General features: G+C 69.5%; 8 protein-coding genes. 5 read left to right on the top strand and 3 right to left on the bottom strand.

Annotation, left to right across the window (positions count from 1 at the left end):
- Positions 1-72 precede the first annotated feature (72 nt).
- From FZP69_RS15410 to FZP69_RS15390, 5 genes are all read left to right on the top strand, one after another.
- Complete coding sequence (locus FZP69_RS15410) at positions 73-756, top strand: AzlC family ABC transporter permease (RefSeq protein WP_152042276.1); 684 nt, start codon at positions 73-75, stop codon at positions 754-756.
- On the top strand, positions 757-1,098 hold the full coding sequence (locus FZP69_RS15405; RefSeq protein ID WP_152042275.1) for an AzlD domain-containing protein: 342 nt from the start codon (positions 757-759) through the stop codon (positions 1,096-1,098).
- Positions 1,099-1,144: 46 nt separating this feature from the next.
- Positions 1,145-1,894, top strand: a complete 750-nt coding sequence (locus tag FZP69_RS15400; RefSeq protein WP_152042274.1) for an SDR family oxidoreductase — start codon at positions 1,145-1,147, stop codon at positions 1,892-1,894.
- A 61-nt stretch (positions 1,895-1,955) separates the two neighbouring features.
- Complete coding sequence (locus FZP69_RS15395; protein WP_152042273.1) at positions 1,956-3,077, top strand: zinc-dependent alcohol dehydrogenase; 1,122 nt, start codon at positions 1,956-1,958, stop codon at positions 3,075-3,077.
- Positions 3,078-3,248: 171 nt separating this feature from the next.
- A complete protein-coding gene (locus FZP69_RS15390) occupies positions 3,249-4,496 on the top strand; it encodes a mandelate racemase/muconate lactonizing enzyme family protein (RefSeq protein WP_152042272.1) in 1,248 nt (415 codons plus the stop codon).
- 60 nt (positions 4,497-4,556) lie between these two features.
- Here the strand turns inward: FZP69_RS15390 and FZP69_RS15385 are convergent, their stop codons facing one another.
- From FZP69_RS15385 to FZP69_RS15375, 3 genes are all read right to left on the bottom strand, one after another.
- On the bottom strand, positions 4,557-5,327 hold the full coding sequence (locus FZP69_RS15385; RefSeq protein ID WP_152042271.1) for an SDR family NAD(P)-dependent oxidoreductase: 771 nt from the start codon (positions 5,325-5,327) through the stop codon (positions 4,557-4,559).
- Between the two features lie 849 nt (positions 5,328-6,176).
- Complete coding sequence (locus tag FZP69_RS15380; RefSeq protein ID WP_152042270.1) at positions 6,177-8,990, bottom strand: hypothetical protein; 2,814 nt, start codon at positions 8,988-8,990, stop codon at positions 6,177-6,179.
- 64 nt (positions 8,991-9,054) lie between these two features.
- Positions 9,055-11,490 carry a phage tail protein gene (locus FZP69_RS15375; RefSeq protein WP_152042269.1) on the bottom strand — a complete coding sequence of 812 codons (2,436 nt, stop codon included), beginning with the start codon at positions 11,488-11,490 and terminating at the stop codon, positions 9,055-9,057.
- Position 11,491: the final 1 nt, after the last annotated feature.

Genomic DNA, 11,491 nt, shown 5'->3' with positions numbered 1-11,491 from the left:
GCCGGGGTCGGGGTCGGGGACGGGACCGCCGGAACGACAAGCTTCATCCCTTCGACCGGGCGAGTCCGTAGCATGTACTCGACTCACCCCGATCTCCGGGCCGGCGTCGTCGCCGCGGCCCCGCTGCTCCTCGGGGTGTTCCCGTACGGGATCGTCACCGGTATCGCCATGGCCTCGGTCGGCTTCACCGACGGCCAGGCGCTGGCGATGTCGGCGTTCGTCTACGCCGGCGCCTCACAGCTCGCGGTCGTCGAACTCCTCCGCGCGAACACGCCCGTCGCCGTCGTCGTCTTCACCGCGCTCGTCATCAACCTCCGGCTCGTCATGTTCAGTGCGTCGCTCGCTACCCACCTGCGGGGGCTGTCGGCCGCCTGGAAGGGCGTCGTCGGCTTCCTCCTCGTCGACCCAGTGTACGCCGTCTCCATCGCCGAGTTCTCGGGCGACACGGACCGGCGAAAGCGCTGGTACTACCTCGGCGCGGCACTCTTGGTCTGGGTCGCGTGGATGGCCGGCACCGCCGTCGGCGTCGTGCTCGGGAGCCGCGTCCCCCTCGACCTCCCGTTCGACTTCGTCGTCCCGCTCGTCTTCATCGGCCTGCTCGTCCCGGCGCTCGACGGGACGCCGGCGCTGGTAGCGGCGGTGATCGGTGGCGTCGTGGCCGTCGCGGGCGTCGGCGTCCCGCTCAACGCCGGACTCCTGGTCGCCACGCTCGCGGGCATCGCCGCCGGCCTCCTGACCGAGCGGGAGGTGGCGTGAGTGGCACCCGCCTCGGGCGTCTCCGCCACCACGGTCTGGCTCGTCGTCCTCGCCGTCGCCGTCGGGACGCTCGCCTACCGGCTCTCCTTCTTCGTCCTGCTCGACCGGGTCGGCGACCTCCCGCCGCTGCTCGAACGGGGGCTCGCGTACCTCCCGCCGGCGGTGTTCGCGGCCATCGCGCTCCCCGGGGTCGTCCTCCTCGACGGGACGCTCGCGCTGTCGGTCGCGAACGAACGACTCCTCGCCGCCGCTGTGGCTGCAGTCGTCGCCTGGCGGACCGGGAGTCTGGTGGCGACCGTGGTCGTCGGGATGGGCGTCGTGCTCCTCGTGGGGGCGCTCTGAGCCCACAGAGCTAAGCCCACTGGGTGTGCCATCGACTACCGGAATCATGACCGACACACCACTCGAGGGAAAGACGGCACTCGTGACGGGGGCGAGTTCTGGCATCGGACGCGCGACGGCACGTCGCCTCGCCCGCGACGGCGCGGACGTCGCCGTCGCCGCCCGGCGCGAACCCCGGCTCGAGACGCTCGCCGAGAACATCGAGACGGAGTTCGACCGACGGGTACTGGTCGCGCCGACGGACGTGAGCGACCCGGCGGCGGTCGAGGCGACCGTCGAGGCGACCGTCGAGGCGTTCGGGGGGCTCGACGTCGTCGTCGCCAACGCGGGCATCAACCGGATGGGCGACGTCGAGGAGATGTCGATCGAGCGGTACCGTTCGCTGATGGACGTCAACGTCGACGGCACCTTCTTCACCGCCCGGGCGTCGATCCCGCCGCTCCGCGAGTCGTCGGGACTCCTGATATTCGTCGCCAGCTTCGCGGGGAACTACCCGATCCCGTACCAGCCCGTCTACGCCGCCTCGAAGTGGTGGACGCGGGGGTTCGCCCTCTCGCTGTCGGGCTACCTCGGCGAGGACGACGTCGGCGTCACGATCGTCAACCCGACCGAGGTCGACACCGAGATCGGCATTCAGGATGGCCAGCCGGCGCACGAGCGGTTCGAGGGGATGGAGACCGCGACGCCGGACGACCTGGCCGACGCCATCGCCTTCGCCGCCCGGCAGGAGCCGCCCAACGTCGTCTCCGAGCTGAACTTCTACCGCCGAAACGCCTTCTCCGGCTGGTCGCGGTAGTCGTCTCGGTCGCAACCGCCGCGAGGGGTAACTATTTGTCACGCGCCACGCGTGATCCGGTATGCGCTCACGGAGTCTCGTGATGGAGCGGCCAGGAACGCTCACGGTCCAGGAGTTCGACGTCCCGGACGTCGGGCCGAACGAGGTGCTGATCGAGGTGGAGCTCTGCGGCGTCTGCGGCACCGACGTCCACATGAACAAGGGCGGGATGCCGCTCGACTTCCCGGTCATCCCCGGCCACGAGTTCTCCGGCCGGATCGCCGCCATGGGCGACGCGGTCGAGTCGGACTTCGCCGGCAACCCGGTCGCGGAGGGCGACGCCGTGACGGTCTGCCCCGGCCGAGCCTGCGGCGACTGCTGGTTCTGCGACAACCTCCCGCAGCGACCGACTGCCTGCCAGAACCGAACGGTGTACGGCTTCGTCGGTACGAGTCAGGAGCCGGCGATCCGCGGCGGGATGAGCGAGTACGTCCTCGTCGAGGCCGACGCCGACTTCTTCAGGCTCCCCGACGGCCTCGACATCGAGTACGGCGCGCTCGTCGAACCGTTCGCGGTGGCCTCGTACGCCCTCTCGCAGGCGTTCCCGCCGGGGCTGCCCTTCGCCCGCGAGGGGTACGGACCGGGGCAGAGCGTCGCCGTCCAGGGGGCCGGACCGATCGGACTGCTCGCCATCGCGACGGCGACGGCGACCGGTGCGGGCGAGATCATCGCCGTCGACATGATCGACGAACGGCTGGAGATGGCGGAGCGGTTCGGCGCGACCGATGTCGTCGACGTACGGGAGCACGAGGGCGATGACGCGGTGGTCGAGGCAGTCACCGCCGCCGGCAACGGTGGCGTCGGGCCGGACGTCGTCGTCGAGGCCGTCGGCCACCCGAGCGCCTTCGAACAGGGGCTCCGGATGCCGCGTCAGGGCGGTACCCTCGTCGAGGTGGGGCACTTTGCCGACGCGGGGACCGCCGAGATCAACCCCATGCACATCGTCCAGAACGACGTCTCCGTCGCCAGCAGCTACGTCTACCCACCGTCGCAGTTCCAGACGAGCCTCACGCTCCTCCAGCACCACCGCGACCGGATCCCGTTCCTCGACCTGTTCAACTACCGCGCCGACCTCTCGGAGGCCGAGTCGGCGTTCGAGACGCAGGCCGCGGGCGACTCCTACCGCGCGACCATCCACCCGTAGCGACCCGCCCACCAGCGCCCCGGCACCGCACGTCCGACGTCCTTCGCCCTCGCGTGTTCGCCGTTCGTCGTCCGTCGTCCGTCGTCCGTCGTCCGTCGTTCGTCGTCGCGTGTCGGTTCTCGACCGTCGTGCGTCCGGTCGTTTTAGGTCGACTCGGCTGGCAGTGGATGTATGCGAATCACCGACGTCCAGGGGTACGCGCTGTCGTCACCGATCGAACCCGTCCAGGAGCGACCGTTCCACGGTGGACGTCGCCGCCTGCTGAAGCGGGACGTCGTGCTCGTGGTCGTCGAGACGGCCGCCGGCGACCGCGGCGTGGCGACCGGCGGCGCGAGCAGTTCGGCGATGCGCGAATACTTCGAGGGCGACTCGCAGGGCACGTTCGCCGACGTGATCGAGACCGACGTGGCGGCCGCGCTCGAGGGCGCGACCGTCGAGGACGTGACCGACGCCCACGACCGGATCGACGCGATCGATCTGCCCGAACGCGTGCGTCACCAGGCCGTCTCGGCGGTCGACGTCGCGCTCTACGACATCCTGGGCAAGCAGGCGGGTGCGCCGGTGTACGACCTTCTCGTCGACGAGTTCGACGACGCACCCGCGCCGACGACCGACCTCCCGCTGTACGCCAGTGCGGGCATGTACATGGAACCCGAGGGGTACGCCGAACAGGCGCGCTACGTCGAGGAGGCGGGATTCATGGGGTACAAGTACCGACCGGGGATCGGGCCCGAGGCCGACCACCGGACGATCGATCTCGTCACCGACGCCGTCGCGGAGACCGAGGTGATGCTCGACGCGCACACGTGGTGGAAGCTCCGTGACCCGTACGGGGAACGCGTGGTCGACGACCTCGTCGCCCACGCCGGCGACCGCGGCGCGTACTGGGTCGAAGAGCCGGTCGCGCCGGACGACTACGCGGGCTACGAACGGCTCGCCGGGACGGGGACGCCGCTCGCGGGCGGCGAGAGCGAACCGTCGCCCGCCGGGCTCGTCGCCCTCGGTGAGACGGGGGCCGTCTCGTTCCTGCAGGGGGACGTCCGTCACCACCGCGGCTTCACTGGCTGCGCCCGCGTGATCGACTTCTGTCGGGGCCGGGACGTCGAGTTCGTCCCGCACAACTTCGGGACATGGCTCGGGCTTTTGGCGAACGCTCACCTCGTCGCGGCCGGTCCGGAGGTCGGACTGGTGGAGTATCCCGTCTTCGAGAACGATCCGCTCGTCGACGCGTCGGGCGATCCCGGGATGTACCCGTTCGACCTCGCGTTCGACCTCGTCGTGGGCGAACCGCCGGTCGAGGACGGTCGCCTCACCGTTCCGGACGCGCCGGGGCTGGGCGTCGAGGTGAACCTCGACGTGGTCGAGCAGTATCCGTACGTAGAGGGCCCCTGGACCGAGTTCGAGTACGACGAGGCGTGAGGTCGCCGCCCGTCGAACGGTCGGGCTGCCGACGCCCACGCGTTCGGCGTCGAACGCGAGCTACGCGCTGTTGAGGTTCCCGCCGTCGACGACGATCGACTCCGCGGTCACGTACGACGAGAGGTCGCTCGCGAGGAAGAGACAGACACCGGCGACCTCTTCGGGGTTCCCGAACCGCCGGAGCGGGACGGTCGCCTTCAGCTGTTCGCCCTCCTCCGTGCCGACGATCGGGGAGTCTTCCCGCGTCATCTCCGTCTCGATCACGCCCGGGTGGACCACGTTCACCCGGACGCCGTCCGGCCCGAGTTCGCTGGCGAGCGCGTACGAGAACAGCCGCACGCCGCCCTTCGCGGCCGAGTACGGCGTGATACCGCCGTAGCCGGCCATCCCGGCAACGCTGGACATGTTGACGATGCTCCCGCCGCCACGGTCGACCAGCTCGAGCGCCGCGGCCTTCGACCCGTGGAAGACGCCGTCGAGGTTCACCGCCATGAGCGACCGGTATTCGTCGAAGTCGAGGTCGACGAGCGGTACCTGCGGGCCGACGATCCCCGCGTTGTTGACCATGACGTCGAGCCCGCCGAACTCGTCGGCGGCGGCGACCGCCTCGACGCAGTCGTCGTAGTCGCTCACGTCGCAGGTGACGAACGTCGCCTCGCCGCCGCCCTCCCTGATCCGTTCGTGGGTCGGTGCGCCACCCTCGCGGGGTTCCTCCCGGACGTCGGCGACGACGACCGCCGCCCCGTGGTCCGCGAACGTCTCGGCGATCGCCCGCCCGTTGCCACTCGCTCCGCCCGTCACGACTGCTGTCTTGCCATCTAGCAGTGTCATGCGGTCCTGCCCTCGTGTCGACACGAGTTAACAGTTGCCACGACTTCGCATTGACGAGCGACTCCCCACGAACCCTCGCACGGGCGACCGCTGATCGACCCCAGCGGGTCGGCCCGAGAACACGTGGTCTAGTCCGTTCGAGTTGCCGATTGAATATATCTACCTGGATACACTGTGACGGCTCGTCGGACGCGTGTCGACCACCGGCGGACGATGTTGTCACCCTCGGAGCGGCGTCAGACTCGTGTTTCGACCGATTTCACGCAAGCCGGGCATCGGTCATCGTCGACGAGCGAGCGGCAGTGTCGGTAAACATCTCTGAGCGCCCAGAATGGCTACGTTCCGACGACAATAGTCGATATATTCGATCAATACGTGCGAATACGACCGAATCGGTGCCTGTATAGGATCAAACCACCGACCGATTCGAGTCGTCCGAGCCGTCTCGAAATACAAGTACTATTCTGTATACGCGCCTCTCAGTGCTCCGTCTCGGCGATGACCCTCTCCCGACCGGCGTCTCCGGGGTCGACCTCGTGTGGGACTCCGTATCGGACGCCGCTGTCGAACGCGCACGGCCCGTTCCGGCCCGTCACCTCGCTCTCGGACGGGAGAGTCCCGCTCGCACCGGGCGCTCGGACGGAGCGGTCCGGTCGTGAATCAGTCGACGGCGACCACCCGGAACGTACCCGCTCCCACGTACATTACGACGGTACGGATGTAATTTGTTTCTGATAAAACATGAATGACTAACACGAACGGGCAGGCCGGCTCCTCGTCTTCGACGACGTCGGCTGCGAGATCACCGACGTCGGCCCCGACCGCACGACGTCGACGTCCGTCTCGTCGTCACACCGGTTGCAAGCGTTCCACGTTCAGGGTGACCCGTTCGTTCGCCTCTACCGCGTCCCGAACGCTCCCGCTCTCGATCGCACGGGACAGTTCGTTCACCGACGACAGGAGCCGAGTACGGCTCTCGTCGGTGGCCACCCCTTCGAGTTCAGCGGCCAGTTCGCGGTTCCACTCCACGGACGCTCGGAGGTACCCGCGCGTGCTCTCGTCGGTGATGTCGTCGTCGCTCGCCTCGAGCGCTTCCCGGTTCATCTCGGCGATCCGCTCGGCGGTCCCGCTGTCGAACCGGGTGGCCACGTCGGTGAACACCCGATCGTTGTCGACGAGGACGTCGCGGATCCGATCGTCGAGGACGACGGTCCGAGGCTGGATCCCGCGGGCCGCCTCGGAGACGCGGTCCTGCGCGTCCGCGGCCCCGACCGCGTTGCCTTCCTCGACGGCTTGGGCGACGAAGTCGACGAGTCCGGCGTACCGCCGGAGACTCGTGTCGGTCGCCGTCCCCTGGAGTTCGCCGCCGAGTTCCTGTTCGAGCCCGACGATCTCGGTCATGAACTCGAGGAACGCGTCGGCGCTCTCACCGGCACCGGACTGGATGGCCTCCCGCGCCGCCGCCGAGATCTCGGCCGCAACCTGACTGTCGAACCGTTCGACGAGGACGGCGAACGAGCCGGCCTTCCGTTCGAGCGTCCCGCGGAAGTCGCGGTCGGGCTCGTCCGGCTCTTCCACCGGTGCCAGCCCACTGGCAGCGCCGGAGACGCGGTCCTGCGCCGTGGCGACCGCGAACGGGTCCCCACTCTCGAGCGCCCGCTCCAGCTGGCTCATAAGGCCGGCGTACCGTTCGAGGCTGGCGGCCGCGGCCTGTTCGGAGAGTTCGTCGACCAGCCCCCGCTCGACGTCCGCGACCTCGTCCACGAACGCGACGAACGCCTCGCTGTCGTTCCGGGCGTCGGACTCGAGCGCCGCTCTGGCCCGCTCGACCACCTCTTCGGCGTTCCCGCTCTCGAACCGGGCTGCGACGGTGGCGAACGAGCCGGCCTTCCGTTCGAGCGTCGGCCCGAAGTCGACTTCGACCTCGCGTTCGACCGCGAGCCGGTCGGCGGCAGCCGAGACGCGGTTCTGTGCCGCTGCGACCGTCGGAGCGTGGCCGCTCTCGAGGGCGACCTGTAATTCCCTGACGGCACCACGATACCGCACGAGGCTCTCTTCCGTGACCCCGTCGAGGTCGTCCACGAGCTCCGCCTCGAGTTCGCCGGCCTCCTCGACGAAGTCGACGAACGCCGCGTCGTCGGTGCTGATGTCGGTTCCGATGGCTTCCTCCGCCCGTGCGGAGACCTCGCGGGCGAGCTCGTTCTCGAACCGCTCCGCGACGCCCGCGAACGCCTCGGCCTTCCGTTCGAGGACCGGCCGGAAGTCGCTCGTCTGTTGCACCGCCGTCCCGACGATCCACTCCGCGAACTCACAGACCTCGTCCTGTGCGACTGCCACGGCCAGCGCGTCCTCGTTCTCGAGCGCCTCCGCGAGTTCCTCTACGGCCTCCCGGTAGCGCTCGAGCGCGATCTCGTCGGTCTCCTCGTCGACCGCCTCCTCGAGCGCTTCGGCCACCTCCCGCTCCAGTTCGACGATCTCACCGAGGACGTCGCGGTACTGGTCTTCGTCGTGGTAGACGCCGCCGAGGATGGCGTCCTCGGTGACCAGGGCGACACGCTCCGCGGCCTCGCTCCCGAGCACCTCCGCGACCCGGGTGAACGTCCGGAGCTTGTACTTCAGCGACTTGTCCATCACGTAGCGACGGAGCTGGACGACGCTGTCGGAGAGCCGCTCGACCTCGGCTTCGAGGCTGCTCACCCGGTCCTCGACGCCTGCGAGATCTTCGAGCCGGTCCTCGGCCGCGCTCAGCCGGTCGAGGAGTTCCTGAGAGACGTCGAGATCGACCCCCGTGTCGCCGGGATTCGGGGTGATGGTCACCGTGTCGTTCGGCGACACGAACGCGACGTCCCCGCCGGCGACGGCCGGTCCCTGGACGCGAACGACCGCGTCGGGCTGGTCGTCCGTGACTTCGAGTGCCACGTCGTGCGGGTTGTCGAAGTCCGCCGCGTGGCGCGCGACCGCCGCGTACAGCAGGTCGTTCGTGTAGACGAGCGGCTGTCCCGCCGTCGAGAGTTCGTCGTTCCACGAGCCGTCCGGGCGTCGGGTCACGACGCCCAGGTAGATCGACGGCTCGTCACAGCTCTCGCAGTCGGTGGACTCGGCGTCGTGGTACGAGCGGGCGATCGTCCCGAGCGCGGCGTCCTCGTCGGCCTGGACGTCGGCCTGTGAGGGGAACACGACGGCGTCGGAGACGGTCTTGAACGCGTCCGGCGGCTCGGCCGCGGACGTGAGATCCGTGATCTCCAGGATCCGGTTGTACGTGCACTCCTCCTCGCACGCGTTCGCCGACCCCGGAATCGGGACGGTCTCTTTCGTACACTCGTCGTAGACGAGCGACAGGTGGAGTTCGTCCATCTCCTCGCCCGGCGTGAGGGTCGTGGTGTGCTCGCTGTCGACCACGACCGGGTTGCCACAGCAGTCCAGGGCGAGCCCCGGACGCACCACGATCTCGAGGTCGGCGCCGTTCGCGGTCACCGTCGTCGTCAGCCCACAGACCACCCCCTCCCCCAGGACGTGCCGGGCGAGCGTCGCGAGCCGCTCGGCGTGGTAATCCTGATCGGCCTGCATGTCGCGGGCCGTCATCAGCTTCCCGTGGAAGTAGCGGTTCTTCTCGAACTGGTGAAGTCTGCAGCCGTCTCGTCTGTTTCCCTGATGTGTGCTCATTTCTGGTGATCGCCCTCGGACTCCTCTCGGTCTCCCGACTGTTCGTGACTCTCCGTGGTACGGGCTACGATATCAATGTATCCTCCCCGACTCTCGACTGCCGTCCGAGTTGCGCGAACGCCTCCCGCTCGGCGAGGACAGAGTCCGTCCCGAGCCCGGCCCGTTCGAGCACGAACTCGCGCCGCGGCAGGACGCTGTTGACGCCGAGGTAGGCGTTGCCACCGAGCTGGATCCACGGCTGGAGCCTGACCGCCCGCCCGGCCGTGTGAGCCGGTCGCTCCTGGTTGACGATCCGCCGGACGGTTCGGTACGCCTCGTCGCCGACGGTCGGCGGGACGAGCACGAGGAAACACTGCGGGCAGCTGACGATGCGTTCGTACAGCGCGCGCACCTCGGCGTCGTCGATGCAGTCCAGGTCGGCGTCCTCGAACAGGAACACCCCGACGGCACCGTCGCCGTGGCCGGCCGTCGCGTCCACCGCGCCGCCGGTCGTCTCCTCACCCCTGGCGCCCCCGCGGTCGACTCCGGTCTCGATCCCGGCGCGCGGCTCCGGTTCGACGTGGGCGAGGTACAGTCCCAGCACCGCGAGGAGTCCCTCGCGCGTCCCGCGCTTGGTGAACAGCTCCGGTGCCCGGGAGAGCAGGTCGCGCGTCGCCGCGTCGGGCCACGTCTCGTCGCTCCCGACGGCGAGCCACCCGCCCAGCCACGACAGGAACTCCGGGGGGATCCCGCGCGGGTCGAGATACCGGGTGATGGCCGCGAACTCCTCCTCGACGCCGACGAACGTGCTCTCGAACAGCGAGAGGAACCGTTCGAGGAACGCCGCGCTCTCCGGGTCAGCCCGATAGATCGCCGGCAGGTGACGGAGGTACGACTGTCTGGGGAAGTACGCCCGGAACGACTCGACCCGCGGCGAGGCGTACTCGCTCCCGAACAGGTCGAGTCGGACCCAGAGGTACCGCCCGTCCGCGTCGTCGAGCAGGGCGTCCTCGGGGTTGGTCAGCGTCGTCCACCGACCGACGAAGTTCTGGGCCTGTACCAGCCAGTCGTCGACTCGCCCCTCCGGTGCCTCGGCAGCGGTGGCGATCGTCGCCACCGTGAGCTCCGCGAGTTCCGTGATCCCCGTCACGCCGGCAGCGCTGAGTCGACTGGCGTACGTCGGCCCGATCCCCGAGATCCGCTCGAGAGCGTCTATCTCCTCGTCCGGATCGTCGGTCGCGTAGTAGCGGAGTCGGACCTGGAGACGGGGCCCACCGCGCTCCGAGTCGAGCGTCACCCGGTGCCACTGCAGGTCTCGGATCCCCGAGTCGAGCCGTCGCACGAGCGACGCGGTGTAGCTCGACCCCGGCTCGTTCGATCGGTACCGCACCGCCTCGCGCAGGAAGAACACCTGCGCGTCGTCCCCGTCGATCGCGTACAGTCCCCGACTCGTCCCCTCGGTCCCTCCCACCGATCCGCGACCGAGCAGGAGCGCCGAACAGCTCCGTTTGAAGCTCGCCAGCCGCTCGAACGCGCCCGTCACGGCGACGTACCGGAACAGGCTCCGCTCCGCGAGCGGGTCCGGGCCGACTCCGAGCAGGAGTTCGTCCGCGGCGCGCACCGCGAGGCAGACCGGCTCGAACGTCCCGCCACTCCCGACCTCGAAGGCCGTCAACGGGTACGTCCCGTCGGTGATCTCGGCGTGATCCGGGGCGAACTTCCGGACGGCCGGCGCGCCGTCACCGCTCTCGACCAGGCGATCGAGAGCGTACAGCGCCCCGTCGTCGTCGATCGCCAGGTCCGTCGGCGCGTCGAGCGCGGCGACCGACTCGACCGTCCCACCCGCGCCGACGGTGGCGAGTCGTCCGTCGCCGGGACCGCGCCCCCTGTCGAGGAGGTAGACGGCCTCGTCGCGCTCGGCGAGCGCGACCGGGTCGACCACTGGCCCGTCGACGACCCACCTGAGCTGGAGCAGCGTGATCGAGAAGGCGTACACCCGCCCGCCCGTCGCTCCTTCGTCGCCCACCGTCCCGTCGGTGGCTGCCTCGTCGCCGACGGTTCCGTCGCCTACCGTCCCGTCGGTGGCTGCCTCGTCGGTCGCGTCTCCGTCGTCTCCTCTCTCTCCGCCGGCGTCGTCGGCCACGTCGGTCGGTTCGGTCCCATCGTCGGCGTCCGGCCGCGTCGCCACGTAGAGGCTGTCGCGGGTGACACAGAGCGCGCTCGGCGTGCCGACCCACTCGTCGTCTCCGAGACAGTGGAGCCGTTCCAGGACGTCCTTCTCGCCGTCGTAGCGGTAGATCCGCGCGTCTCCCCCGAGGACGTACAGCTGCCCGCAGCCGTCCTGGGCGACGTCGACGGCGACGAAGCCCGGCGGCGGGTCCTCGATGGCGAGCGTCGGCGAGACGTACGCGGGGAACGCGTCCGACCGCAGGACGACGGCGTCGTCGACGACGGCGACGTTGCTGCGGTCCCACTCGCCCCACCCCGTGGCCGTGCTCGTGCCGAGGAACGAGAACGTCATC

Source organism: Salinigranum salinum, assembly GCF_009176545.1.
Classification (GTDB): Archaea; Halobacteriota; Halobacteria; order Halobacteriales; family Haloferacaceae; genus Salinigranum; species Salinigranum salinum.
Note: the sequence above shows the minus strand (reverse complement) of the source record. Positions and strands in the feature narration are given on the sequence as shown.

What these genes read in the sequence shown, in the direction of transcription:
- FZP69_RS15375 (WP_152042269.1), bottom strand. Translation starts at nt 11,490, where the DNA reads ATGACGTTCTCGTTCCTCGGCACGAGCACGGCCACGGGGTGGGGCGAG.
- FZP69_RS15400 (WP_152042274.1), top strand. Translation starts at nt 1,145, where the DNA reads ATGACCGACACACCACTCGAGGGAAAGACGGCACTCGTGACGGGGGCG.
- FZP69_RS15390 (WP_152042272.1), top strand. Translation starts at nt 3,249, where the DNA reads ATGCGAATCACCGACGTCCAGGGGTACGCGCTGTCGTCACCGATCGAA.
- FZP69_RS15380 (WP_152042270.1), bottom strand. Translation starts at nt 8,990, where the DNA reads ATGAGCACACATCAGGGAAACAGACGAGACGGCTGCAGACTTCACCAG.
- FZP69_RS15385 (WP_152042271.1), bottom strand. Translation starts at nt 5,327, where the DNA reads ATGACACTGCTAGATGGCAAGACAGCAGTCGTGACGGGCGGAGCGAGT.
- FZP69_RS15395 (WP_152042273.1), top strand. Translation starts at nt 1,956, where the DNA reads ATGCGCTCACGGAGTCTCGTGATGGAGCGGCCAGGAACGCTCACGGTC.
- FZP69_RS15410 (WP_152042276.1), top strand. Translation starts at nt 73, where the DNA reads ATGTACTCGACTCACCCCGATCTCCGGGCCGGCGTCGTCGCCGCGGCC.